The 24415-nt window shown below is 66.8% G+C and carries 22 protein-coding genes; 11 read left to right on the top strand and 11 right to left on the bottom strand.

What is annotated here, in order from left to right:
* Positions 1-8 precede the first annotated feature (8 nt).
* From B3098_RS20215 to B3098_RS20180, 8 genes are all read left to right on the top strand, one after another.
* Positions 9-977, top strand: a complete 969-nt coding sequence (locus B3098_RS20215) for an ABC transporter permease (RefSeq protein WP_286898663.1) — start codon at positions 9-11, stop codon at positions 975-977.
* A complete protein-coding gene (locus B3098_RS20210) occupies positions 974-1876 on the top strand; it encodes an ABC transporter permease (protein ID WP_286898661.1) in 903 nt (300 codons plus the stop codon). The genes B3098_RS20215 and B3098_RS20210 overlap by 4 nt, the downstream gene beginning before the upstream one ends.
* Positions 1873-2874 (top strand): ABC transporter ATP-binding protein, encoded by a 1002-nt coding sequence (locus B3098_RS20205; RefSeq protein ID WP_175139208.1) that lies wholly within the window; start codon positions 1873-1875, stop codon positions 2872-2874. Before B3098_RS20210 ends, B3098_RS20205 begins: the two co-directional genes overlap by 4 nt.
* A complete protein-coding gene (locus tag B3098_RS20200) occupies positions 2871-3893 on the top strand; it encodes an ABC transporter ATP-binding protein (protein ID WP_286898660.1) in 1023 nt (340 codons plus the stop codon). Before B3098_RS20205 ends, B3098_RS20200 begins: the two co-directional genes overlap by 4 nt.
* Before the next feature lie 63 nt (positions 3894-3956).
* A complete protein-coding gene (locus B3098_RS20195) occupies positions 3957-5612 on the top strand; it encodes an amidohydrolase (protein ID WP_286898659.1) in 1656 nt (551 codons plus the stop codon).
* 1 nt (position 5613) lies between these two features.
* The gene (locus B3098_RS20190) at positions 5614-6723 is read left to right on the top strand and encodes a CobW family GTP-binding protein (protein ID WP_286898658.1); all 1110 of its coding nucleotides are present in this window, start codon (positions 5614-5616) and stop codon (positions 6721-6723) included.
* Between the two features lie 113 nt (positions 6724-6836).
* On the top strand, positions 6837-7229 hold the full coding sequence (locus B3098_RS20185; protein WP_286898657.1) for a nuclear transport factor 2 family protein: 393 nt from the start codon (positions 6837-6839) through the stop codon (positions 7227-7229).
* 8 nt (positions 7230-7237) lie between these two features.
* Positions 7238-8653, top strand: coding sequence for an NAD(P)/FAD-dependent oxidoreductase (locus B3098_RS20180; RefSeq protein ID WP_286898656.1), 1416 nt, complete (start codon positions 7238-7240; stop codon positions 8651-8653).
* Positions 8654-8776: 123 nt separating this feature from the next.
* Here the strand turns inward: B3098_RS20180 and B3098_RS20175 are convergent, their stop codons facing one another.
* The 7 genes from B3098_RS20175 to B3098_RS20145 all read right to left on the bottom strand — a co-directional run bounded on the left by B3098_RS20175 (position 8777) and on the right by B3098_RS20145 (position 16208).
* A complete protein-coding gene (locus B3098_RS20175; RefSeq protein ID WP_279974738.1) occupies positions 8777-10321 on the bottom strand; it encodes a PLP-dependent aminotransferase family protein in 1545 nt (514 codons plus the stop codon).
* 110 nt (positions 10322-10431) lie between these two features.
* Positions 10432-11259, bottom strand: a complete 828-nt coding sequence (locus B3098_RS20170) for an ABC transporter permease subunit (RefSeq protein ID WP_105238604.1) — start codon at positions 11257-11259, stop codon at positions 10432-10434.
* The gene (locus B3098_RS20165) at positions 11252-12085 is read right to left on the bottom strand and encodes a taurine ABC transporter ATP-binding protein (RefSeq protein WP_279974739.1); all 834 of its coding nucleotides are present in this window, start codon (positions 12083-12085) and stop codon (positions 11252-11254) included. The genes B3098_RS20170 and B3098_RS20165 overlap by 8 nt, the downstream gene beginning before the upstream one ends.
* 106 nt (positions 12086-12191) lie before the next feature.
* The gene (tauA, locus tag B3098_RS20160; protein ID WP_175121862.1) at positions 12192-13220 is read right to left on the bottom strand and encodes a taurine ABC transporter substrate-binding protein; all 1029 of its coding nucleotides are present in this window, start codon (positions 13218-13220) and stop codon (positions 12192-12194) included.
* Positions 13221-13431: 211 nt separating this feature from the next.
* Positions 13432-13977: a GTP cyclohydrolase I FolE gene (gene folE, locus B3098_RS20155; RefSeq protein ID WP_056316955.1), complete on the bottom strand. Its 546-nt coding sequence runs from the start codon at positions 13975-13977 to the stop codon at positions 13432-13434.
* Between the two features lie 153 nt (positions 13978-14130).
* A complete protein-coding gene (locus B3098_RS20150; protein WP_286898653.1) occupies positions 14131-14787 on the bottom strand; it encodes a response regulator in 657 nt (218 codons plus the stop codon).
* On the bottom strand, positions 14784-16208 hold the full coding sequence (locus B3098_RS20145; protein WP_175121860.1) for a cache domain-containing protein: 1425 nt from the start codon (positions 16206-16208) through the stop codon (positions 14784-14786). Before B3098_RS20145 ends, B3098_RS20150 begins: the two co-directional genes overlap by 4 nt.
* A 314-nt stretch (positions 16209-16522) precedes the next feature.
* On the opposite strand from B3098_RS20145, the gene B3098_RS20140 reads away from it, so the two are divergent.
* Together B3098_RS20140 and B3098_RS20135 are read left to right on the top strand one after the other, a co-directional pair.
* Complete coding sequence (locus B3098_RS20140) at positions 16523-18610, top strand: carbon starvation CstA family protein (RefSeq protein WP_175121859.1); 2088 nt, start codon at positions 16523-16525, stop codon at positions 18608-18610.
* 21 nt (positions 18611-18631) lie between these two features.
* Positions 18632-18844, top strand: coding sequence for a YbdD/YjiX family protein (locus B3098_RS20135; RefSeq protein ID WP_105238611.1), 213 nt, complete (start codon positions 18632-18634; stop codon positions 18842-18844).
* 1166 nt (positions 18845-20010) lie between these two features.
* Here the strand turns inward: B3098_RS20135 and B3098_RS20130 are convergent.
* Complete coding sequence (locus tag B3098_RS20130; RefSeq protein WP_286898652.1) at positions 20011-21189, bottom strand: MFS transporter; 1179 nt, start codon at positions 21187-21189, stop codon at positions 20011-20013.
* 158 nt (positions 21190-21347) lie between these two features.
* On the opposite strand from B3098_RS20130, the gene B3098_RS20125 reads away from it, so the two are divergent.
* Positions 21348-21899, top strand: a complete 552-nt coding sequence (locus B3098_RS20125) for a Dps family protein (protein ID WP_286898651.1) — start codon at positions 21348-21350, stop codon at positions 21897-21899.
* Positions 21900-21989: 90 nt separating this feature from the next.
* Here the strand turns inward: B3098_RS20125 and B3098_RS20120 are convergent, their stop codons facing one another.
* From B3098_RS20120 to B3098_RS20110, 3 genes are read right to left on the bottom strand one after another with little or no spacing between them, the layout of a single operon-like run.
* Positions 21990-22490, bottom strand: a complete 501-nt coding sequence (locus B3098_RS20120) for a RidA family protein (RefSeq protein ID WP_279974094.1) — start codon at positions 22488-22490, stop codon at positions 21990-21992.
* Positions 22478-23359, bottom strand: a complete 882-nt coding sequence (locus B3098_RS20115; RefSeq protein ID WP_279974096.1) for a PhzF family phenazine biosynthesis protein — start codon at positions 23357-23359, stop codon at positions 22478-22480. The genes B3098_RS20120 and B3098_RS20115 overlap by 13 nt, the downstream gene beginning before the upstream one ends.
* Complete coding sequence (locus tag B3098_RS20110) at positions 23352-24320, bottom strand: Bug family tripartite tricarboxylate transporter substrate binding protein (RefSeq protein WP_286898649.1); 969 nt, start codon at positions 24318-24320, stop codon at positions 23352-23354. The genes B3098_RS20115 and B3098_RS20110 overlap by 8 nt, the downstream gene beginning before the upstream one ends.
* Positions 24321-24415 lie beyond the last annotated feature (95 nt).

Here is a 24415-nt window from a genome sequence, read left to right as displayed (position 1 = left end):
GAGCCGACATGCTGCGATATCTCTCGCGCCGCCTGGTCTATGCCGCGATCCTGCTGCTGGCCGTGGTGACGCTGAACTTTCTGCTGATTCATATTTCGCCGGGCGACCCCGTGGAAACCATCGCGGGGTCGATGGGCGGGATCAGCGAAGAACTGCGCGCCCAGCTGCGGGTGCAGTATGGGCTGGACAAGCCGTTCCTCACGCAGCTGGGCATCTACCTGGGGCAGGTCGTGCGCGGCGACCTGGGCTACTCCTACTTCTTCAACGTGCCGGTCGCCCAGCTGATCTGGGACCGCGTGCCCGCCACGCTGCTGCTGGTGGTGACGTCGGTGACCGTCGCCTTTCTGATCGGCACGCTGCTGGGCACGCTGGCGGCCAGGAAGCCCAACGGGCTGCTGTCACAAGGCATCACGCTGCTGTCGGTCGTGGGCTATTCGGCGCCGGTGTTCTGGACCGGCATCATCCTCATCATCCTGTTTGCCTCGGTGTGGCCGATCTTTCCGGTGTCGGACATGCGGTCGGCGGGCGGTCCGCAAGAGGGTTGGGCGGGGGCGCTGGACGTGCTGCACCATCTGGTGCTGCCGGCGTTCACGCTGGCGTTCGTGTACCTGGCGCAATACAGCCGGCTGGCGCGCGCCAGCGTCATGGACGCGTTGCAGGCCGACTACATCCGCACCGCGCGCGCCAAGGGGCTGCCCGAGAACACCGTGCTGTACAAGCACGCGCTGCGCAACGGCGTGCTGCCGGTGGTGACCATGCTGGGTCTGCAATTCGGCAACGTGCTGGCCGGGGCGATTCTGGTGGAGACGGTCTTCAATTGGCCCTGTTTCGGACGCCTGGCGTTCGACTCCGTGCTGCGCCGTGATTATCCGACCTTGCTCGGGATCCTGCTCTTTGCCTCGTTGCTGGTCGTGGTGATGAACCAGCTTACCGATCTGGCGTATCGCCTGATCGATCCCCGGATCAAGACATCATGAGACCCGCACCCATTGCGCTGCCCGGCGCCGCCGGCGCCGACGCCCGGCCCAAGCCGCCGCCCCGGCCAACCTATGAGGCGCTGTGCGTGTTCGCGCGCAACCCCAGCGCGCTGGCCGGCGTGCTGCTGCTGGCAACGATCCTGGCGATCACGATCTTCGGGCCGATGCTGATGCAGGCCGACCCCTTTGAAATTGCCGCGGCGCCCATGGAGCCGCCCGGCGGCGAGCTGCTGCTGGGATCCGACTACCTGGGCCGCGACGTGTTGACCGGCATGATCTACGGCGGGCGCGCAACGCTGCTGGTGGGCGTGGTGGCGGCGGTGCTGTCCATGGCCATCGGCATCACCGTTGGCGCGCTGGCGGGCTATTACGGCGGCTGGGTCGACGAGACCCTGATGCGCATCACCGAGTTCTTCCAGGTGCTGCCCACCTTGCTCTTTGCGATGGTGCTGGTGACGCTGTTCAGCCCGTCGCTCGCCACCATCGCAGTTGCTATCGGCGTGGTGAGCTGGACGGGAACCGCGCGGCTGGCGCGCGGCGAGTTCCTGCGGCTCAAGCGGCGCGAGTATGTCCTTGCCGAGCGCGTGATCGGCGCCGGAGACGCGCGCATCATCTGGCGCGTCATCCTTCCGAACGCATTGGCGCCGCTGATCGTGTCGGCCACGCTGGCCATCGGCACGGCGATCCTGTTCGAGGCGGGGCTGTCGTTTCTGGGCCTGGGCGATCCCAATGTAATGAGCTGGGGCCTGATGATCGGCAGCAACCGCCCCTACATCCTGACCGCCTGGTGGGCGGTGACGCTGCCCGGCGCAGCCATCTTCCTGACCGTGCTGGCCGTCAGCCTGATTGGCGACGGCCTGAACGACGCGCTCAATCCAACGTCGCGAGGCCGGGCATGAACGCCGCCGACATGGCCCCCGTGCTGGAAGTGGACGGCCTGAGCCTGGAATTCCGCACGCGCGGACGGGCGGCCGAAGTGCTGAGCGACGTGAGCTTCGACCTGCGTCCCGGCGAAACGCTGTGTCTGGTGGGCGAATCCGGCTGCGGCAAGAGCATGACGGCGCTGGCCATCATGCGGCTGATTCCGCCGCTGGCGCGCGTGGGCGCGGGCCACGTGCGCCTGCGCGGCGCCGACCTCGCGATGCACGATGACGAGGCGATGCGCCGGGTGCGGGGCAACAACATTTCGATGATCTTTCAGGAGCCGATGACGGCGCTCAATCCGGTGTACACGGTGGGCGACCAGATCGGCGAGCCGCTGCGCCTTCATCAAGGACTGTCCAAGCGCGACGCACGCGAGCGCGCCATCGAGATGCTCAAGTCCGTTGGCATCCCGTTGCCGGAGCGCCGCGTGGACGATTATCCGCACCAGCTCTCCGGCGGCATGCGGCAGCGGGTGATGATCGCGATTGCGTTGGCGTGCGACCCGGACGTGCTCATCGCCGACGAGCCCACCACCGCGCTGGACGTGACGGTACAGGCGCAGATCTTCGACCTGTTGCGCGAGCAGCAGGCGCGCCGTGGCACCGCCGTGCTGCTGATCACGCACGACATGGGCGCGGTGTCCGAGATGGCGGATCGCGTGGTGGTGATGTACGGCGGGCGGGTGGTGGAGCAGGGCAGCGTCGGCCAGATCCTGGCGCAGCCGCGCCATCCGTACACGCAGGGCCTGATCGCCTGCCTGCCCGAACTGGACCGCGAACCCGATGACGTGCGGCCCGACCTGCCCGAGATTCCGGGCGTGGTGCCGTCGGTGTGGGAGCGTGGCGTCGGCTGCCCGTTCGTTGACCGCTGCAACCGCGCCATGGCGCGTTGCAGCCGCGAGTTTCCGCCCATGACCGTGCTGGATGGCGGGCAGGGCGTGTCCTGTTGGCTTTATCCGGAGGCATCGCAATGAGCCAGGCGCAATCGTCATCCCTGTTGTCGGTGCGCGACCTGTCGGTGCATTTTCCGGTGGGCGGGCGCGGGCGCGATGGCAAGCCGGTGGTGGTGCGGGCGGTGGACGGCGTGTCGTTCGATCTGGAGCGCGGCCGCACGCTGGCCATCGTGGGCGAGTCGGGTTCGGGCAAGACCACCACGGCGCTGTCGGTGCTGCGGCTGGCGGACCCCACTGGCGGCAGCATCCATTTCGACGGCAGCGATCTGACCGCGATGCGCGGCTCGGCGCTGCGGCGGATGCGGCGGCGCCTGCAACTGGTATTTCAGGATCCGTATTCGTCGCTCAATCCGCGCCAGCGCGCCGAGGAGATCGTGCGCACGCCGCTGGACCTGATGGGCATCGACCCGCCCGGCGGCCGCGAGGCGCGCGTGGCGCTGATGTTCGAACTGGTGGGGCTGCGGCCCGAACAGCGGCAACTGTTTCCGCACCAGTTTTCCGGCGGGCAGCGGCAGCGGCTGAATATCGCGCGGGCGCTGGCCAGCGCGCCGGACCTGATCGTCTGCGATGAGCCTGTGTCGGCGCTGGACATCGCGATCCGCGCGCAGATCCTGAATCTGCTGCGGCGCATCCAGCGCGAGCAGGGGCAGTCGTTTCTTTTCATCTCGCACGACATGGCGGTGGTGGAGCACGTGTGCGACGACATCGCCGTGATGTATCTGGGCAAGATCATCGAGCGGGCCTCGCGGCGGGCGTTTTTCTCGCGGCCGCTGCATCCGTACAGCGTGGCGCTGATGTCTGCCGTGCCGACCGTCAAGGGCGGCCGCGAAACGGCGGCGCGCCGCGTCAGGCTGACCGGCGATCCACCCAGCCCGGTCAATCCGCCGCCCGGCTGCCGCTTCGCGGGGCGATGTCCGACCGCGCAAGCGCTGTGTTCGACCCGTGAACCTGAATTGCGCGAGGTGGCGCCGGCGCATCACGTGGCCTGCCATTTCGTCGAGACGCGCGATGGCGTGACGGTGTCGCCGTTGCAAGGCTGACGCTTGCCGATGTGCGTGTCCCGATGTGGGCGTACCGATCTTCCAGACTGACAAGGAACCCCGATGACTCAGCCTTCCGGCTCCACGACGCTTTATGTCGCCCGATCCATCCTGACCATGAACCCCGCGCAGCCGCGCGCCACGCATGTTGCCGTGCGCGATGGCCGCATTCTTGGCGTGGGCAGCCGGGAGGAGCTGGCCGGCTGGGGACCGGCAGAAGTCGATGACCGCTTCGCGGACAGCGTGCTGATGCCGGGCCTCGTGGAAGGCCATTGCCATCTGCCCGAGGGCGGCATGTGGAAGTTCGTCTACGTGGGCTTTTACGACCGCCGCGGTCCGGACGGCAAGCTCTGGTCCGGCCTGAAAAGCTTTGCGGAAGTGGCGGCGCGGCTTCGGGATGCCGAGGGCGCGCTGGCGCAGGGCGAGACGCTGATCGGCTGGGGCTTCGATCCCATCTTCTTCGGCGGCGACCGCATGAGCATCCATGACCTGGACGCCGTGTCGGCGCAGCGGCCCATCGTGGTCATGCACGCCAGCATGCACCTCATGAACGTCAACTCGCCCATGCTGGCTCGGGCGGGCATCGATCGCGACACCGACATCGAGGGCGTGACGCGGCTCGATGATGGAAGACCCAGCGGCGAGCTCTGCGAATTCGCGGCCATGTTTCCGGTCATGCGGCTGATCGGCAGCCCGTTCCGCACGGTGGGCCTGACGGAAGAGGGGCTGCGGATGTTTGGCAAGGTGGCGCAGTGGGCCGGCGTGACCACCGCGACGGATTTGGTCAATGAGTTAAATGATGAAGGCCTGGCGACGCTGGCGCGGGTGACGGGTGAGCCGGATTATCCGGTGCGCATCGTGCCCGCGGCCTCGGCGCTGACCTACGCGGGCAACGCGGCGGGCTGCCTGGAAAAGCTGGCGGCCGCGCGGCGGCTGAATCACGGCAAGCTGCATCTGGGCATGGTGAAGCTGGTGGTCGATGGATCGATCCAGGGCTTCACGGCACGCGTGCGCTGGCCCGGCTATTTCAACGGCGCGCCAAACGGTATCTGGGTGATCGCGCCGTCCGAACTGGATGCGATGGTGCAGACCTATCACGACGCCGGCGCGCAGCTTCACATCCACACCAACGGCGACGAGGCCACGCAGCTTGCGATTGAAGCCGTGGACCGCGCGTTGCAGCGCACGCCGCGGCGCGACCATCGCCACACCTTGCAGCATTGCCAGATGGCCGACGCCGCCCAGTTCCGCCGGATAGCGAGCCTGGGCATGTGCGTGAACCTTTTCGCAAACCACATCTACTACTGGGGCGACGCCCACTACGCGTTGACGATGGGACCGGATCGCGCCAACCGCATGGACGCCTGCGCGTCGGCGGCGCGCGCAGGGGTGCCGTACGCCATCCATTCCGATGCGCCCATCACGCCGCTCGGGCCGCTGTTCACGGCATGGTGCGCGGTGAACCGGCAGACCGCCTCGGGCCGCGTGCTGGGCGAGTCCGAGCGCATCGGCGTCGACGCCGCCCTGCACGCTATCACGCTGGGCGCCGCGTACATGCTGCATATGGACCATCTGGTGGGCTCGATCGAGGTCGGCAAGTACGCGGACTTCTGCGTGCTGGCGGACGATCCGTCCGAGGCCGCGCCGGAATCCTTGAAAGACCTGAAGGTGCTGGGCACGGTCATCGGCGGGCGTCCGCTGCCGCTGCGGGAGGCGTGACGTGGCGCGTATTCCGCTGACGGTGGTGGGCGGCTTTCTGGGTGCAGGCAAGACCACCTTGCTGAATCATGTGCTGACCGCCAGCGCGCGCCGCGCGGCGGTGCTGGTCAATGACTTCGGGCCCGTGGACATCGACGCGGGCCTCATCGCGGATCGCGCCGACAACGTGATCCGGCTGGCCAACGGCTGCGTCTGCTGCTCGATGGCGGGCGGAATGGATGATGCGCTGGCGCGTGTGCTGGCGCTGGATCCGTTGCCCGAATGGATTGTCATCGAGGCGAGTGGCGTATCTGATCCCGGTCGAATCGCGCAGGTGGGGATGGCCGATCCGCTGCTGCAACTGGAGGGCGTGGTGGTGCTGGTCGATGCGGGGGCCATCCGCGAGGTGGCGGCGGATCCGCTGTTGGCCGATACGGTGCAGCGGCAGCTTCGCGCGGCGGATTTGCTGGTGTTGAACAAGATCGATCTGGTGGCGCCGGATGCGCTGGCGGCAGTGCAGGATTGGCTGCGCGAGGCTAGCGGCGGCGCGCCCGTGGTGCGGGCGTGTGAGGGGCGGGTGGATTTGGGGGTGTTGATCGGCGTGGGTGAGGGGACGGCAAGCGGGCATGAGGCGGAGTATGGTTGCGGCCATGGCGACAGGCACGGCGATGGTGCTATCTGCGGACACGGCCATGGCGGCCGCGCTGTCGGCGCCCACGGCGACGAGTTCGGCGGCGTTCGCGTGGGCGGACACATGCCGCACCACGTCGACCCATCCGATCCCGCCCATCCGTTCCAAAGCTGGCTATGGCGAGCCCCCGCGTTACTGGACGCCGACATGCTCGCCGAGCGCCTGAAGCAGTTGCCACGCGACGTGCTGCGCGCCAAGGGCTGGGTCCGCACCAGCCGGCATGGTTGGGTGCTGGTGCAATTCGCGGGACGGCGCGTGCGCTTTGACACGCAGGCGCGCGCGCCGGCTGATCGATGCGAACCCTCGCTGGTCGTGATTGGTATGCGCGGCGTCACCAACATGCCGGCAATCGCGACGCATCTGGACCGGGCTGCGCTGCACGACATCAACATCACCGTCGACATCGCACTGAACGCGGCCCACGCCGTGCCGCTGCGCTAGTTCTGGTGCAAGCGATTCCCCGCGTCTGGTCCTACCCGCGCGCATGCCGCGCACGTACCTTGAGGGTTCAGCGTGGACGCATCTCGCGCCGCGCCAGCGAAGGAGGGTAGGCAATGCAACAGACCGTCACCGTGGAAATGCTGGCCGAGTTTGCGGCCGCCTGGAACCGGCACGATATCGACGCCCTGATGTCATTCATGAGCGAAGACTGCGTGTTCGAGACCGTCGGCGGCCCCGAACAGTACGGCAGCCGCCATGCCGGCCCGGAAGCGGTGCGCGCGGCCTTTGCCGCGGCCTGGAAGAACTTCCCGGACGCGCAATGGGAGAACGGCCGGCACTGGGTGGCCGGCGATCGCGGCGTCTCCGAGTCCACGTTCCGCGGCACGGCGGCGGACGGCTCGCGGGTGGAGGCCGACATGGTCGACGTGTTCACCTTCAAGGACGGCAAGATCCAGGTGAAGAACGCGTTCCGCAAGCAGCGTCCCGCCTTGCCGGCACTTGCCTAGCCGCCATCATGGATACGCAAATGTCGGCCGGCATCTCCCGCCCGGCGCCCGCGTCCGGCGCCGCCATCAACGCCTACAACCCCGCCTACGATCCGCTGGTGTCGCCGCCCGGACAGGGCCAGGACTACGCGCCCACCTACTGGGTCGCGACGGCCGGCGCACCGCCCGAGGACGACGGGCCGATCCGCGGCGACATCGACGCTGACGTGGTGATTGTCGGCTCCGGCTTCACGGGCTTGTCGGCGGCGCTGGCGCTGGCACGCGATTTTGGCGTGAAGGCCGTCGTGCTGGAGGCCAATCGCGCGGTGTGGGGGTGCACCAGCCGCAATGGCGGCCAGGGGCAGAATGCGTCGGGGCGCCTGTACCGCTCGCAGTGGATCGAACGCTGGGGGCTGGACACGGCCAAACGCCTGGACGCGGAGATCCGCGAAGGCTTTGAGTATTGGAAGAGCCTGGTCGCGCAGGTGGACTGCGACGCGCAGCCCGGCGGCCATCTGTACACGGCGCATCGCCAGAAGAAGATGGCCTTCCTGCAGAACGAAGCGCGCGTGATGCGCGACGTCTTCGGTTACGACACCAAGATGCTCAGCCGCGCCGAATTGCACGAACGGTATGTGGATGATCGCGAGGCGGTGGGCGCCATGCACGAGCCCGACGGTGTCGGCGTGCATCCGCTCAAGCTTGCGTACGGTTATTTGCGGCAGGCGCGGGCGCTGGGCGTGCGCATCCATCCGTCCAGTCCGGTGCTGGGCTGGCGCGTGGAAAACGGCATGTACCGGCTGCAAACCCCCGGCGGCACGGTGCGTGCCCGGCGCGTGGCCTTCGCCACCGGCGGCTACACCGCGCAGGGCGTCAACCGGCTGCTGGACAACCGCATCATGCCGGTGCTGTCCAATTCGATGGTCACGCGCGCGCTGTCGGCCGAGGAACGCGAGGCGGCGGGATTGAAAAGCACGGTGTTCATCACCGACACGCGCACGCTGCGCTTCTACTACCGCCTGCTGCCCGACGGCCGCATGCAAATCGGCAGCCGCAGCGCGCTACGCGGCGCAGACGCCGAAAACCCGCGCCACCTTGCGCTGCTGCGCGAGGGCCTCGCCCGCAAGTTCCCGGCGCTGCGCGGTGTGGACGTGGCGTATTCGTGGTGGGGCTGGGTAGACGTCAGCCACGACATGATGCCGCGCGTCACGCAACCGGACCCGGCGCAGCAGGTGTATTACGCCTTCGGTTATGGCGGTAACGGGGTGGCGTTTTCGGCGCATGCCGGCAGGCGGCTGGCGCAACGGATGATGGGCAAGGATGGGATCGCGTGGAACCTGCCGATCTACGACACGCCGCTACCGGGACACCTGTTCGCCCCATTCCGCCGGATCGGGCAGGGGTTGTTGTATCGCTGGTATTACCTGCGGGACGAGTTGCTGTAGCAGTCCGCGGGCCTCTGGCACCTTCAAGACTTGTAGGACTGATTGAGGTGTCAGACACCCCGTCAAAACGTAGGACTAGTTCAGGTGTCAGACACCCATCAAAACGTAGGACTGATTCGGGTGTCAGACACCGTCCAGCACGAGGTCCTGCGCCACGCGCCGCTGCGCGTCCACCACCTTTGCCAGCCGCGCGATGCCCGGTTCGATATGTTCCGGCCGGATCGACGTAAACCCCACGCGCAGGAAGTTCCGCGGCGCGTTGGCGCCGTCCATGAAGAACACATCCCCCGGTTCGACCACCACGCCCTCAGCCAGCGCGGCTTCGGACAGCGCCGCCGCATTGAGCCACGGCGGCCCCTGCAGCCAGCACGATGACGAACCGGTGATGGGAATGGCCGTGAAGTCCGGCAGGTGCCGCGCCAACGCCTGCGCCAGTTCGGCGCCGCGCTTCTGGTAAGCCTGCGACTGGCGGCGCAGCAGCGAATGGTGATGCCCCAGCGAGATGAACAGCGAGAACGCGCGCTGGATGTACGCGGACGGGTGGCGCAGCATCAGGCGGCGCAGCGCGCGCAGCTCGGCGGCCAGCTCGCGCGGCGCGACGATGTAGCCGATGCGCAGGCCCGGCGCGAAGGACTTGGCCAGGCTGCCCACGTAGATCACGCGGCCGTCCCGGTCCAGGCTTTTCAGCGCGGGGATCGCGCCTTCGCCCCAGCGGCTTTCACTTTCGAAGTCGTCTTCGATGATGAGGCTGTCGGCCTGCCGCGCCATTGCCAGCAGGGAGGCGCGCCGCTCCATCGACAGCGTGACGGTAGTCGGACACTGATGGCCCGGCGTGACGAACAGGTAATCGCATCCGAGCAGTTGCGTCCCCGTGCGCAGCCCCTGTTCGTCCACGGGCAGCGGCAGCAGATGGCGCGTGTGGCTGGCGAAGATGTTGCGCGCGTCCGGATAGCCCGGGTCTTCCATGCCGACCACGGTGTCTTCGTTCACCAGCAGATCGGCCAGCAGATAAAGCGCGTGCTGCGCGCCGACCGTGATGACGATTTCCTCGGCGTCGGCCCACACGCCGCGGCGCGGCAACACCTGGGTGCGGATCTGTTCGATGAGCGCGGGGTCGTCATGCGTGATGAGGTCCGGCGCCCAGCTGCGGATGTCCAGCACCGACAACGCCTTGATGCAGCATTCGCGCCATTCGGCGGTAGGGAACAGGTCTTGGTCGAACTGGCCGTAGACGAAGGGATAGGGCTGTTTCTGCCAGTCGCGGGGCTTGGTGATGTTGCGTTGCCGCGAGGGGCGAAAGCGCAGACGCTCTTCCCAGCGCACGCCACCGGTTTCGGGCGCGTCCGCCGGTGAAGCGTCCGTCGCGGGACCCGAGTGGCCTTCCATGACGGTATCGCTGACGAAGTGGCCGCTGCGTTCGCGCGACACCAGATACCCTTCGCACACGAGCTGCTGGTACGCAAACACCACGGTATTGCGCGCGATGCGCAACTGGTCGGCGAGGTAGCGGCTGGACGGCACCGGCATGCCGGGCGGCAGGTGGCCGCTCAGGATGGCCGACACCAGCATCTGGCGCACGCGCCCCTGCAGGCTGAGGTGGGGCGCGCTGGCCTTTTCGAACAGGCGTTCCCACAACACAGGCTTGAGCATCGAGGCCTGGCTGGACATGGCTGGCTCCTTTTGACTGCGGACCTCACGGGCGCCGCGCTGCCGCGCCCGGGGTGTCCGAGTCTCAGAATAAAGGAGCCGGATGGGGGAAGGAATGCGGGATTGCCCTGTCAGATTCGTCCCTTCCACGGGATGGCGAAGCGTTCCAGGTAACGCACCAGAAGGTCGAAGGCGAACGCGAACAGCCCGATCACGATGATGCCCATGATGACCGTGTCGCTGGCCAGGAACTGCGCGGCGTTCAGCACCATGAAGCCCAGGCCCCGGTCGGCCGCCACCATTTCGGCGGCGACCAGCGTCGTCCAGCCGACTCCGATACCGATGCGCATGCCCGTGAAAATTTCCGGCATGGCCGCCTTCAGGATGACGTGCCAGACGATCTGGCGGCTGGTCCCGCCCATGGCGTAGGCGGCGTGGATCTGTTCGATCGACACCGACCGTACGCCCGCGCGCGCGGCGATTGCCATGGGCGCGAAGATGGCCAGGTAGATCAGCAGGATCTTGGGGAATTCGCCGATGCCGAACCAGATGATGATGAGCGGCAGGTAGGCCAGCGGCGGCAGCGGGCGGTAGAACTCGATCGGCGGATCGAAGACGCCGCGCGCGTAGCGGTTTACGCCCATCAGGATGCCGACCGGAATCGCCGTGACGCACGCCAGGAAGAACGCGCCGAACACGCGGCCCAGGCTGGCGAGCGCGTGCTCGGTCAGCGTGGAGTTGGCCACGCCTTCGGTCATGGCGAAGACGAACTTGTCGTACACCGCGATGGGCGACGGCAGGAACAGCGGCCGCACCCAGCCGGCGCTGGTCACCAGGAACCACAGCGCGATCAGCGCCAGGCTGGTCAGCAGGCTGATGTGCCCGCTGTAGCCCGCGCCCGGCGCCCCGTACACCTTGCCCGGCGCCGCCGGCGTGTGGCCGATGCGGCGCTTAGGCATGGAGGGCGTGCGGGGAGGCAGCGCGCTCGTCCCCGTAGATGATGCCGAGGACTTCTTCTCGCATGGCGATGAAGTCGGGACTGGATTTGATGCCACGGCCATCGCGGGTCTCCAGGTAGCGCCGGTTGAAGGCCGGCTCGAACGTGTGCGTGATCCGGCCCGGGCGCGGCGACATGACGATCAGCCGCGATCCCAGGAAGAGCGCTTCTTCCACGCTGTGGGTGATGAAGAAAAACATCTTGTTGGTCTGCCGCCAGATGTCCAGCAGCAGTTCCTGGATGGTTTCCCGGGTCAGCGCGTCCAGCGCGGCCATGGGCTCGTCCATCAGCAGCATGGCGGGATCGCAGGTCAGCGCGCGCGCGATGCCCACGCGCTGCTGCATGCCGCCCGACAGCTGGTAGATCATGTGCCGGTGAAAGTCCTGCAGGCCCACCAATTCAAGATTGCGGCGGGCGCGCACACGGCGGGTCTCCTTGTCCACGCCTTGCAGCTTCAGGCCGAATTCGGTGTTCTCCAGCACGTTCAGCCAGGGCAGCAGGGCGTGCTTCTGGAACACCACGCCGCGGTCGGCGCCCGGCCCGACGATGGGGTTTCCGCCCAGCGTGATCTCGCCCTCGGTCGGCGACAGAAAGCCCGCCAGCAGGCTGAGCAACGTGGTCTTGCCGCAGCCTGATGCTCCCAACGCGACGACGAATTCGCCCGGCTGGATGGTCAGGTTGACGTCGTGCAGCGCGATGACGGGGCCGCTGTCGTGCAGGCCGGGATAGGTGACGCTGACGCCTTCCGCGCACAGGCGCTGCGCGGCGGATGTGGACTGCATGGTCATGCTGTTCCCCCTGATCGTTGTGGCGAGGCCTGCGGCAGCCGCCCTCGTCTTCGCGCTGCGGCCGGCGCCGGGGTGGCGCCGGACCGGGTCGGACGGGTCGCGTGAATTACTTCGCGGCCGCCTTCGCGTACTGATCCGTCACGAACGGGCTGTAGTCGTCCAGTGCCTTGTCGATCTGCTTCTGGTCCTTCAGGAACTTGGCGCTGGCCGCGAAAGCGCGCGCGGCGCCCGAGTCCTTGCCGCCGCCCAGCCAGGTCTTGGAGGCCTGTTCTTCCACGGTCGGGAAGACCAGGAGGCCCAGCGCCTCGACGATGTCTTCAGGCTTTCCGCCAATCAGCTTGACGATGCCCTTGACCTGCGGCGAATCCGCCGTCCACTTGGCGCTGTTGGCGCGATAGTCCGCGTAGGACTTGGCCAGCACCCCCGTGAAGGCGGCCATGAACTTCGGGTTTTTCTGCGCCCAGGCCTTGTCCACCACGATGCCGTCGAAGGTCGGCACGCTGGCCGCGCCGATCTGTTCGGAGTCGGCGATGATCTTGCCGGTCTTGGCGATCTCGGTCAGCGCGGGCGGCCAGACGTAGGCGGCGTCGATGTCGCCGCGCTGCCAGGCGGCCACGATCTGCGGCGGCTGCATGTTCAGAATGCGCACGTCGCGCGGCGGCACCTTCCAGACCTGCTCAAGCCCGACCAGCAAATGAAAGTGCGACGTCGACACAAACGGCGTGGCAATGCGCTTGCCTTTCAGGTCTGCGGTGCTGTTGATGCCGGAGCCGTTGCGTGCCACCAGCGCTTCGGATTTGCCGATGTTGTCCAGGATCCAGAAGAGCTGCATGTCAACGCCGCGTGTGGCGGCCGAGGTGATCCCGGTCGATCCCAGCACGCCGACCGGCACGTTGCCCGAGGCCAGGGCGGTCGAGATGTCGCCGCCCGAGGTGAACTGGCGCCAGTCCACCTGGTAGCCGGCCTCTTTCAGGGCCTTGTCGAAACTGCCGTCCGCGATGGCGGACAGGAACGGCCCGACGATGAGCTGGTAGCCCACCACGAGTTTGGTCTGCGCGTAGGCGGGCGCAGCCAGTAGCGCGGCGGCCAGGCCGGCCAGGGTGCAGCGGCGAATCAGGCGGTATATCGCGTTCATGGAGATCTCCGGGAGAGAACGGCCGCGCCCCGGCGCGACCGGCTTGCTGGTGCCAGTTTGCCCGGATGGGACCAGAACGCTAGGGCCAGATGTCCGGATCAGTAGGTGCCAAAAGCAATCGGGCCCGCCGGCTGCGCCGCCAATGCCCGAACGGGCATCGTCGTCGCAGCGGGCGGGCCCGCGATATGCGCCAAAAGGATGAGATCGGCGCTTAGCGGATCAGGCTGAGAAACTCCGCACGCGTGGACGGGTTTTCGTGGAATTCGCCCAGCATCACCGACGTGACCATGGAGGAATTCTGCTTTTCGACGCCGCGCATCATCATGCACATGTGCTGCGCCTCGATCACGACCGCAACGCCAGCCGCGCCGGTGACGCTTTGCACGGCTTCAGCCACCTGGCGGCTGAGGTTTTCCTGAATCTGCAGGCGGCGCGCGTACATCTCGACGATGCGGGCCACCTTGGACAGGCCCAGCACCTTGCCGGCCGGCAGGTAGGCCACGTGCGCCTTGCCGATGAAGGGCAGCATGTGGTGCTCGCACAGCGAGTACAGCTCGATGTTCTTGACCAGGACGATCTCGCGCGTGTCCGACGTGAACAGCGCGCCGTTGACGATTTCTTCCAGGTTCTGGTCGTAGCCGCGGCACAGGTGGCGCATGGCCTTGGCGGCGCGGGCCGGCGTGTCGGCCAGCCCTTCGCGGGACGGATCTTCCCCTAGTGCTTCGAGAATGGCGGTGTAGTGCTTTTCCAATGACATGGGGACTCCTGGCGGCGCGCCCTCTGGCGCGCAGTGATGCAAAGGGTGATGCGTGGCGTAACGCTGGGCGTAATGCGTAGGTGACGCAAGTCTACCTCAGCGCGGCGGGCGGACCGCGGGCTTACCCGTGGCGTGTGGGGGTATTTCCCGCGTTCAGACGCCCCGGTTTTCGACCGCGTACTTGATGAGTTCGGCCTGTCCGTCGATGCCCAGCTTGCGCTTGATGTTCAGACGGTGCGTCTCGACGGTGCGCACCGACAATCCGAGCGTCTGCGCGATCTGCTTGTTGGCATGGCCGTCGGCGATGTGGCGCAGCACGTCGCGCTCGCGGTGCGTCAGCAACGTGGCCAGGGCGCTGGCCTGCGACAGCCGCACGGCCGCTGCAGCGCTGAAATAGCTGCGGCCGGCCATGACGGCGTCGATGGCGGTGATGATCTCCTGCGCGGGCTCGTCCTTGAGCAGATAGCCACGGGCGCCGGCCTTGACCGCCTGCACCATGTACTCGGGGTTGTCGTGCATGGACAGCACCAGCACCGCGATCTGCGGATAGCGCTCGTGCAGCAGCGCCGTCAGCTCCAGGCCGCCGACGCCGGGCATGTTCAGGTCCATCAGCGCCAGATGGGGCAGGGTGCCGCCCTGCGGATCCTCAGCCATGCAGGTGGCCAGAAAAGCCTGCGCGGCGGCGGCGTTGCTGGCTTCACCTACAACCCGCAACGTCGGCACGGTTTCAAGGCGCAGGCGCAGGCCGTCGCGCACCAGGGGGTGGTCGTCGATCAGCAGAAGGCGGACGGCGTCGGGTTTGTCGATCATGCTTGGGGAGGCGTCGGAAGGGGGCCGCCAGGAGGCGGCAGGGGAAGCCAGGCCTGCAAGGTCGTGCCTTGCGCGGTGGAATGAAAGGTCAAGGTGCCGGACAGCGCGCTCATGCGTTCGCGCATATTGCGCAGGCCGATGCCGCGATGCGGGTCCTGCTGGACCTCGGCGTCGTCAAAGCCGCAGCCGTCGTCGGTGATGGTCAGGCGCAAGTCGCGCGCCGAATACGCCAGCGTCAGATCCGCGCGCGTGGCGCCGGCATGGCGCATGACGTTGGTCAACGCCTCTTGCGTCACGCGGAACAGCGCCGTCGCGTAGGCGTCAGGCAGCTTCACCGGCTGGCCGACCGTGTGCAGGTCCACCGCGAGCGGCGGGGCGCCGTCCTCGGGGCGGATGGCGAACTCCCGGCCCAGATGCTCCAGCGCGGCGGGCAGGCCCAGGTCATCGAGCAGGGTGGGACGCAGGTTGTGCGAGATGCGGCGGACCTCGCCCACCGCCATGTTCAGACGGTCCAGGGCGCCGCCCAGCGGCGTATCGATGTGCGCAAGCGCGCGCGAATCGTCCGAATGCGACTGGCGCAGCCGCTCGCGGGCGGCCTCCAACGACAGTTTTACCGACACCAGCACCTGGCTGATGCCGTCGTGCAGTTCCCGCGACAGGCGGGCGCGCTCGTCTTCCTGCGACCGCACGATCTGGCGCGCCATCAGCCGCAGCTTGGCGTCGGACTGGCGATGGTCGCTGATATTGAGGGCCAGACCACAGGCGGCCACGCCCAGGATGGACACGGCGGCAATACCGGCCACCCACGCGAACATGTCGCGGATATTGGCCTGCGCCGCGGCGTCGATGCGCACCAGGGCCTCTTGCACGTCGTCCAGGTAGATGCCGGTGCCCAGCATCCAGCCCCAGCGTTCCAGCACCACCACGTATCCGAGTTTTTCAACGGTCTGGTTGGTGGACGGTTTTTCCCAGAGGTAATGCACCACCTCGCCTTGCTGCCCGCCGCGCCGGGCGGCCGTCAGCAGGTTCTGGATGACAGCCTGGCCCTTGGTGTCACGCAGGTTCCAAAGGTCTTGCCCGACCAGCTCGGGCTGGCGCGGATGCATCAGGTTCTTGCCCTGCAGGTCGTAGACGAAAAAGTAACCGTCGTGGCCGAACTCCATTTGCGCCAGCAGGTCCAGCGCGCGCTGGCGCGTGGCCGCGTCGTCGCCTGCGGCCTGCAGCGGCGCGATGGCGCTGTACGCCAGGTTCACGTAATGACGCAGCTCGCCTTCCTTGCTGGCCAGCCAGGCGGTTTCGACCACCTGTTTTTCGCGCTGCGCCAACTGCAATCCCTGCACGTAGACGGCGACCGTGATGGCGGCGACGGCCACCAGCAGCGGGACTGCCGCAAGCAGCAAGATTTTGAGACGCAGCTTCATAAGGATTTGTATCAGGCCGAAGCGAATTTGCTGCGACGCATCAACCGGAAGGGTATCGAGGCGGGAACGCGGAAAGTTCGGAGATTTTACGGTTTCCACGGAAATTTGCTGCGGCGCATGACGTAGTAACACGTAGCTCGCTTGCGTAGTTCCGCGCTTGTTGGCGCGATGGCCAGAGCGCAATACTGGCGCCCGCGTCGACCTGACGCAGCGCGGACGCGTGCGTCCGCCACCCCACAACAATGAGTCTGCCTTCCGCGGGACGAAAAAAGCGTTTCACGCCAAGAGCATGGCGGGAGGCAAGAGGAGCACTTATGCACACCAGCAGTAAGGGACTGGGTCAGCACCTGGTCTGGCTGGCGGTTGCGGTACTGGGCGCGTTTGCGCTGGGCACCGTGGCGCTGGCCAGAGGGGAGACCATCAACGCGCTATGGGTGGTGATTGCCGCCGTCTGCGTCTATCTCATCGCCTACCGTTACTACAGCCGCTTCATCGCGCGCAAGGTCTTCCAGCTTGACCCGACGCGCATGACGCCGGCCTGGAAGTACAACGACGGCCTGGACTACGTGCCCACCAACAAGCACGTGCTGTTCGGCCACCACTTTGCCGCCATCGCCGGCGCGGGCCCCCTGGTCGGACCGGTGCTGGCCGCGCAGATGGGCTACCTGCCCGGCATGCTGTGGATCCTGGCCGGCGTCGTGTTCGCCGGCGCCGTGCAGGACTTCACGATCCTCTTCATCTCGACCCGCCGCGACGGCCGCTCGCTGGGCGACCTGGTCAAGTCGGAACTGGGCAAGATCCCGGGCGTGATCGCGCTGTTCGGCGCGTTCATGATCATGGTCATCATCCTGGCCGTGCTGGCGCTGATCGTCGTGAAGGCGCTGACGCACTCGCCGTGGGGCACCTTCACGGTGGCCGCGACCATCCCCATCGCGCTGTTCATGGGCGTGTACCTGCGCTACATCCGTCCGGGCAAGATCGGCGAGGTTTCCATCATCGGCTTCGTCGGCCTGATGGCGGCCATCACGTTCGGTCAGGACGTGGCCGCGCATCCGGTCATCGGCCCGATGTTCGACTTCGACGGCAAGGGCCTGACCTGGATCCTGATCGTCTACGGCTTCATCGCCTCGGTGCTGCCCGTATGGCTGCTGCTGGCGCCGCGCGACTACCTGTCGACCTTCCTGAAGATCGGCACGATCGTCGGTCTGGCGATCGGCATCGTGGTCGTCGCCCCGGAACTGAAGATGCCCGCGCTGACGCAGTTCGTCGACGGCACCGGTCCGGTGTGGTCGGGCAACCTGTTCCCGTTCCTCTTCATCACCATCGCCTGCGGCGCGGTGTCGGGCTTCCACGCGCTGATCTCCTCGGGCACGACGCCCAAACTGATCGAGAACGAAACCCAGGCCCGCTACATCGGTTACGGCGGCATGCTGATGGAATCGTTCGTCGCCATCATGGCGCTGGTCGCGGCTTGCGTGATCGAGCCGGGCATCTACTACGCGATGAACAGCCCGGCGGCCGTGATCGGCACGTCGCCTGAGCAGGTCGCCCAGGTGGTGTCGAGCTGGGGCTTCGTGATCACGCCGGCCGATCTGGTGCAGACGGCCAAGGACGTAGGCGAAAGCACGATCATCTCGCGCGCCGGCGGCGCTCCGACGCTGGCGGTGGGCATGGCCCACATCCTGCATCAGGCGCTGGGCGGTCCGGGCATGATGGCGTTCTGGTATCACTTCGCCATCCTGTTCGAAGCGCTGTTCATCCTGACGGCCGTTGACGCCGGCACCCGCGCGGGCCGCTTCATGCTGCAGGATCTGCTGGGCACGTTCGCGCCGTCGCTCAAGCGCACGGATTCGCTGCCGGCAAACCTGATCGCCACGGGCCTGTGCGTGGCGGCGTGGGGCTACTTCCTGTATCAGGGCGTGGTGGATCCGCTGGGCGGCATCAACACGCTGTGGCCGCTCTTCGGCATCGCGAACCAGATGCTGGCTGCGATTGCGCTGACGCTGGGTACGGTGGTCCTGTTCAAGATGAAGCGCGACCGCTATGCGTGGGTGACGGTGCTGCCGACGCTCTGGCTGCTGGCTTGCACGCTGACGGCCGGTCTGCAGAAGCTGTTCCATTCGGACCCGCGCGTGAGCTTCCTGGCCCACGCCGACAAGTACAACGCCGCGATTGCCGAAGGCAAGGTGCTGGCGCCGGCGAAGTCGCTGGGCGAGATGTCGCGGGTGGTGATGAACGACTACATCAACGCCGGGTTGTGCGCGATCTTCATCTTTGTCGTGGTGAGCATCGTGGTGTTCGGCCTGAAGTCGGTGCAGCGCGCCCGCAACGAAAACAAGCCGACGTCCCGCGAAACGCCGTACGAATCGCTGCCCGCAGCCGCTGCGGCTGGCGCGGACTGACCTTCATCCAGGAGAAGCCGCATGCTGTTCAGCAATATGACTTCAGCGGCCGGCGCCGCCGGCCGGTATCTGGGGCAGACGCTCCGGTTGATGGTGGGCGTGCCGGATTACGAGACGTATGTCGAGCATATGCGGCGGACGCATCCTGAGCAGGAGCCGATGAGCTATGAGGATTTCTTCCGGGAGCGCCAGGAGGCGCGATACGGGGGGAAGAAGCGGATTGGGTGCTGCTGAGTGGTTTGGATGGAAGGCCTTGCTGATGCAGGGCCTTTTTTTGTTTGGACGTTGGTTTTTTCTGGGGCGTCGCTGACTTCGTAGCGTCAGGTTTTTCGTGGGCGTTACGGACTTCGTAGGTCGCCCGACGCCGCAGTCACCGGGGAGGCGATCGCCCACGATTGCGGTCCGGAGCCTTCGCTCCGGACTCCCCCGTCGTCATCTTCGTTGTCGCCTTCGGCGACTGCCTTCAGATTCCCACGGGCGCATCGACGGCGCTCGCCTCCCCGGTGACCGCGACGCCGTGCTACTAGGGTCTTTGGTTTGCGCGCTACAAGACCTGTGTGCAGGGCAGGAGATCTGCGGGGTCGCCGGGTTGCTGCCGCCCGGACGGCGGCAACCCGGCATATGGGCGGTGGGACGTCCGGGCGGTGTGCGCTTGCGCGCTGGCGGGGAGGTGATTGCTAATGGGCGCTCCAATACGGGGAGGGGGCGGTGATGGGCGGCGCGCGGCGACGGTCAATGTCAGCTTGCCGACCCGTACGCGCGCCGCCCATCGGGCACTGGAGTTCAAATGACGATTAATGGATAGCAGATCAAATGGCGCTGATGATTCGGGTGTCAGACTCCCGAATCCGTCTTACAGATGTGCCGGTGGTTGCTGCCGCCGGTGTCTGACACCCTATGGAGGTGAACTCGGCATGACGCCTATCTCACCGGGGTGTCAGACACCTTACCCAGACGCAGCCACACGCGAAGCGTCATCGCCACGACGTAAGACAGCGCGTAAGCCCACGAAGGCCGCCCGCGCGGCCGCCCGGGGGCGGGCAGCGCAAGACGCTTCTCTTCCACCTCGCCGTGTGCAAGAACCTAAAGAACCCAACTCGCCCCAGCGCCCGCAAAGATCAAGCAATCCGAGCCCGGTGTGGCGTGGGCCTGGGGTGGGCGGGGCGTTTAGATGCGCCCGGCGGAAACCGAAGGGAGCCGAAGGCGGACGAGGTTGAGCACGGGGCAGTCCGGAGCGAAGGCTCCGGACCGCAATCGGAGCCCCGCCCACCCCAGGCCCACGCCGCGCCGGGCGTCCCAAGAACGCCGACCTCGGCCAGCAATCCGCACTCATCCAATCTCAACCCGCACACCAAAAAATCACATTCGTAGATATAAAAAGCGCGAAAAAGATACAGCCGTCACTCCGTACTCCGCTTCCGCAGCTTCTCCGAATAAATCACCAGCGGCACTGCTCCGGCAGCGCATATCGCCATGACCAGAAACCCGCCAGGTGCATAGGCCCGGTACAAAGCGCCGCCCAGCTGGATGCTGGCGAACATGAAGACGCCGCCTGAAAGCATGGCGTAGAGGGCGATGGCGGACGTCTTGCATGCCGCCGGTACGCGGCGAGTGATGTACCACATGATCGCGGCGTTGTTGCCCGCCAGGGTGAAGCATTGCAGCAGTTGCAGGCCCGCGATAATCGCAGGATCCGTGGTGGCGGACAGTCCAGTCCAGCGGATCGCGGTCATGACGGCCGATATCAGAATCAGCCATTGCGCGCCTGTGCGAGCCAAAATGCGAGGCGCCAGAAAAAAGAAAAGAACCTCGCTGGCCACCCCCACCACCCACAGCAGCGAGATCATCGCCGTCGACAACCCGTTCGAGGTCCAATGCAGCGTGGAGTACGAATACAGAAAGCCATTGCTCGCCTGCACCAGCGACGCGGCCGCGATGCACATCAACAAAGGGCGGTCGCGCAGGACCTCTCGCATCGGCAGGCGTACGCGATCGACGGGGGCGTCAACCGCCGCCGGCCGTGCTGCCCGCGGCAGCAGGCGCACGCAGGCCAGGCACGCGACGATCAGCGGGATCGACAGCCACATCACCCAGTCCGTGTCGAACGTCTTGATCAGATAGCCGCCCGCCACCGTCACCGTCGCAAATCCCAGCGACCCGCACGCGCGCATCACCGTATAGGAATTGCCTTGTCCCCGCCCGCTTGCAATCGCCATCCGGTCCATCAGCGGCAGGACGGCGGGAAACACCGCGTTCAGCAGCAACGTGATTGCCAGCAGCCAAGCTGAACTCTGGCTGAACGGATAGCACAGGAAAAGCGCCAGCGATGCCGCCAGCGCCGATGCGATCAGCGCGTGAGCGCGGCCTGTCTGGTCCGCCACGTGCGCCACGATCGGCGTCGACAGGATTTTGGGCAGGAACGACGTGGCGACGATCAGCCCGATCAGCGCCGGGTCCAGTCCCCGGCTCGCGAACCACAACGGCAAGAACGGGATGCTTACGCCCTGCAAGCCGTAGTACAGGAAATAGAACCCGTGCAACGCGATGGCGCCTTGCCTGGCGTCGGGATTGCCGCGCATGGTGGTGAGGGAAGCTGGGAGATGCGAAGCGGCGTAACATACTCCTTCGCTGTGCCGGCCATTGGCAAAGCGCAGCCGGAGATTTACGCTGTGCCTCGCGGCCGGCTGCAAGTTCGCCGCGAACGTGTTTTCCGATTTCTAATCAGGAGCTGCGATTCATGACCAAGAAACTGAATGAGAAGACCACCAAGGCGCTGAAGGACCGCCGCAAGGCGCCGCTGGCGACGCCCACCGACCTCGCCGCTGAGGCCACCCGCGACATCTCCGCCGCGCTGAACCAGATACTGGCCGACGTGTTCGCGCTGTATCTGAAGACCAAGAATTTTCATTGGCACATCAGCGGTCCCCACTTCCGGGACTACCACCTGCTGCTGGACGAGCAGGGCGATCAGCTGTTCGCCATGACCGACCCCCTCGCCGAACGCATCCGCAAGATTGGCGGCACCACGCTGCGGTCCATCGGGCATATTTCGCGGTCGCAGCGCATTGCTGACAACGACGCCGACTACGTGCAGCCGCTGGACATGCTGGCCGAACTGCGCGAAGACAACAAGGTCCTGGCGGCCGCGCTGCGCGAAGCCCACAACGTCACCGACGAGCATCGCGACATCGCCAGTTCCAGCCTGATCGAAAACTGGATCGACGAGACCGAGCGGCGCACGTGGTTTCTGTTCGAAGCCAGTCGTCAGGGTGACTCGACGGGGCATTGAGTCTGGCCGCCGAATCGGCGGGGCAGCCGTACCGTTATCGTCGTATCAGTGCCGCCCGCCCGACAGCGCGGGCGGGTTGGCTCGGCGGGGTCAGCCGCGGTCGTCCAGCAGCGCGCTGATTTCGATTTCCGCCCAACTGCGGCCGGGCAGGCTGGTTACTCCCACCGCACTGCGTGCCGGACGCGGCATATGCGGGAATGCCGCTTCCAGCACTTCTGATGCACCGTCCAGCACCGCACTGTGGTCTTCGAATTCCGCCTCGCTGCGCAGATAGCCGCGCAATTGCAGCACGGCGCGCACGCGGTCCAAATTGCCCCCGCAGGCTTCGCGCAGGGCGCTCAGCGCACTCAGCGCCGCGTGTGCACATGCGGAGCGGGCGGCGTCCAGATCGGCGCCCGGCCGGCATATCCCCACGATCGGTGTGCCGTCCTGCCGGCTGGCCTGGCCGCTGATGCAGACCAGTGTTGCGCCGGTCAGGGCCGCCAGGTGGTAGGGCGCATAAGCGCCGCGCGGAACGGGCGCCGCGGGCAGGCGCCAGCCGGCCGCGGCCAGCCGCGAGTCGGGCGTGCCGCCAGCGGTCACCGTATCCATTGCGTCTCGCCGCTCAGCCAACAGCCGGGGGCGTCCGCGCGCCGGCGCAACTGGATCGCCGACGGCGAGCCCATGGCGACGCCCTGGCGGACCGTGTAGACGCCGTCCGCCGGCACGCTGCCCGTCTCGTTCAGATAGCCCCACAGGGCCGCCGCCGCAATGCCGGTGGCGGCATCCTCGGGGTAGCCGGACGCCTTGGGAAATTGCCGCGCGCTGGCGCCGTCCGCGCTCAGCGCATAAGGGTAGAGGCCGGTTGAGCCGATGGCTTCGCAGATGTCCCGCATCGCATCGAAGTCCGGCGCCAAGGCATCCAGGTCGGCCACGGCCGGCAATCGCACCAACGTCTTTACGCGGCTGGTGCTGGCATTGATCATGTGCAGGCCGGGCAAGTCGGGGTCGATACGCAGCACGGTGGCGATCGCGCGGCATTGCGCGGGCGTGAGCGCGGATGTGGCGACGGCAGGTTGCGACACCCAGGCGCGATTGCCAGCCTCGTCCCATTCGATGTCCACGCTGCCGCTCAGGGTCTGAACGCGGGCGCGCGGCGTGCTCCAGCGTTGCCATTGCCGCAGCGCCCAGAGCGTCCCCACGGTCGCGTGGCCGCACATCTCCATTTCGTGGCCGGGCACGAAGAATCGCAGTTGGCACAGGTGGTCCTCGCGGTCGGCCGGCACCACGAAGGACGACTCGTGGCCGTGATGCGCGGCCAGCGCCTGCATGTCGGCCGCCGACATGCCGCGCGCGTCAAGCACCAACGGCACCGGATTTCCGCCTTGCAGGGGCTGGGACGGGTCGACGAATACGCGCAGCAGGGCCGCCTGGCCGGCGGGAGGCGGGGCGGGGATGAGGTTGGGGTGAAGGTCAGTCAAACTGGACTCCGGTCTTGGTGATGAGGTCGCCCCAGAAGGCGAGGTCTTGTGAGACGGTTTGGGTCAGCGCCTCTGCCGTGCCGGGTTTGACGTCCACGCCCTTGGCGGCCAGGTCGGCGGCAATGGCCGGGTCCCGCAGCACCGTATTCAAGGCAAGGTTCATCTTTTCCACGATGGCCGGCGGCGTGCCCTTGGGAAAGGCCAGGCCGTACCAGAGCGATTGCGTGTAGGCCGGCATGCCTTGGGCCGCGAAGGTGGGGACGTTGGGCAGGATGGGGGTGGCGCTGGTGGTCGCCACTGCAATCAGCTTGCCGCTCTGCACGAAGGGCGCCAGGCCCACGGGGTTATCGAACATGATGTCGACCTGGCCGCCGATCAGATCCGTGTAGGCGGGCGCCGCGCCACGGTAGGGAACGTGCGTCAGATCCAGTTTCTCGTCCTTCTTGAACATCTCGCCCAGCAGGTGCGACACCGTACCGGCGCCCACCGACGCATACGTGCCGACGGAGCGCGCTTTCAACGCGCCGACCACTTCGGGAAGTGTGGCCGCCTTCAGGGCGGGTTGCACTGCCAGCACATAGGGCGACGTCCCGATGAAGCCGATGTAATCGAAATCCTGGGCCGGCTTGTACGGCAGGTTCTTGTACAAGTGGGCGGCAAGCGCGGTGGTGCTGGTCGTGACGGCCAGCGCGGTGTAGCCGTCCGGCTTGGCGCGCGCGGCCTGGCCCGAACCCACGGTGCCGCCCGCGCCGCCGGCGTTCTGGATGATCACGGTCTGCTTCAATTCGCGCGTCAACGCCGGCTGCAGCGTGCGCACCACCAGATCCGTGCCGCCGCCGGCCGGGAAGGGGACGATCAGCGTGATCGGCTTGTCCGGCCAGGCGGGTTGAGCCAGGGCGCTGGCCAGCGGAAGGGCAAGCAGGGCGGCGGACAGCAACGCCGACGGAAGTGTGCGGATCATGGATTTTCCCTTGTGTGTTTGTGGAATGACCCAGATCGTAGGCAGCGGCCGAGCTGGCGGCGAACCGCGACGCGACAGAAGCTGATCCCAAGCGC

Source organism: Achromobacter sp. UBA2119 (genome assembly GCF_002331005.1).
Lineage (GTDB): Bacteria > Pseudomonadota > Gammaproteobacteria > Burkholderiales > Burkholderiaceae_B > Achromobacter > Achromobacter animicus.
Note: the sequence above shows the minus strand (reverse complement) of the source record. Positions and strands in the feature narration are given on the sequence as shown.

Excerpts from the sequence above, each read along its gene's own strand:
- B3098_RS20215 (WP_286898663.1), top strand. The coding sequence starts at position 9 with ATGCTGCGATATCTCTCGCGCCGCCTGGTCTATGCCGCGATCCTGCTG.
- B3098_RS20180 (WP_286898656.1), top strand. The coding sequence starts at position 7,238 with ATGGATACGCAAATGTCGGCCGGCATCTCCCGCCCGGCGCCCGCGTCC.
- B3098_RS20185 (WP_286898657.1), top strand. The coding sequence starts at position 6,837 with ATGCAACAGACCGTCACCGTGGAAATGCTGGCCGAGTTTGCGGCCGCC.
- B3098_RS20165 (WP_279974739.1), bottom strand. The coding sequence starts at position 12,085 with ATGACCATGCAGTCCACATCCGCCGCGCAGCGCCTGTGCGCGGAAGGC.
- B3098_RS20150 (WP_286898653.1), bottom strand. The coding sequence starts at position 14,787 with ATGATCGACAAACCCGACGCCGTCCGCCTTCTGCTGATCGACGACCAC.
- B3098_RS20130 (WP_286898652.1), bottom strand. The coding sequence starts at position 21,189 with ATGCGCGGCAATCCCGACGCCAGGCAAGGCGCCATCGCGTTGCACGGG.
- B3098_RS20210 (WP_286898661.1), top strand. The coding sequence starts at position 974 with ATGAGACCCGCACCCATTGCGCTGCCCGGCGCCGCCGGCGCCGACGCC.
- B3098_RS20140 (WP_175121859.1), top strand. The coding sequence starts at position 16,523 with ATGCACACCAGCAGTAAGGGACTGGGTCAGCACCTGGTCTGGCTGGCG.
- tauA (WP_175121862.1), bottom strand. The coding sequence starts at position 13,220 with ATGAACGCGATATACCGCCTGATTCGCCGCTGCACCCTGGCCGGCCTG.
- B3098_RS20170 (WP_105238604.1), bottom strand. The coding sequence starts at position 11,259 with ATGCCTAAGCGCCGCATCGGCCACACGCCGGCGGCGCCGGGCAAGGTG.
- B3098_RS20200 (WP_286898660.1), top strand. The coding sequence starts at position 2,871 with ATGAGCCAGGCGCAATCGTCATCCCTGTTGTCGGTGCGCGACCTGTCG.
- B3098_RS20145 (WP_175121860.1), bottom strand. The coding sequence starts at position 16,208 with ATGAAGCTGCGTCTCAAAATCTTGCTGCTTGCGGCAGTCCCGCTGCTG.
- B3098_RS20110 (WP_286898649.1), bottom strand. The coding sequence starts at position 24,320 with ATGATCCGCACACTTCCGTCGGCGTTGCTGTCCGCCGCCCTGCTTGCC.
- B3098_RS20195 (WP_286898659.1), top strand. The coding sequence starts at position 3,957 with ATGACTCAGCCTTCCGGCTCCACGACGCTTTATGTCGCCCGATCCATC.
- B3098_RS20135 (WP_105238611.1), top strand. The coding sequence starts at position 18,632 with ATGCTGTTCAGCAATATGACTTCAGCGGCCGGCGCCGCCGGCCGGTAT.
- B3098_RS20125 (WP_286898651.1), top strand. The coding sequence starts at position 21,348 with ATGACCAAGAAACTGAATGAGAAGACCACCAAGGCGCTGAAGGACCGC.
- B3098_RS20175 (WP_279974738.1), bottom strand. The coding sequence starts at position 10,321 with ATGTCCAGCCAGGCCTCGATGCTCAAGCCTGTGTTGTGGGAACGCCTG.
- folE (WP_056316955.1), bottom strand. The coding sequence starts at position 13,977 with ATGTCATTGGAAAAGCACTACACCGCCATTCTCGAAGCACTAGGGGAA.
- B3098_RS20205 (WP_175139208.1), top strand. The coding sequence starts at position 1,873 with ATGAACGCCGCCGACATGGCCCCCGTGCTGGAAGTGGACGGCCTGAGC.
- B3098_RS20120 (WP_279974094.1), bottom strand. The coding sequence starts at position 22,490 with ATGGATACGGTGACCGCTGGCGGCACGCCCGACTCGCGGCTGGCCGCG.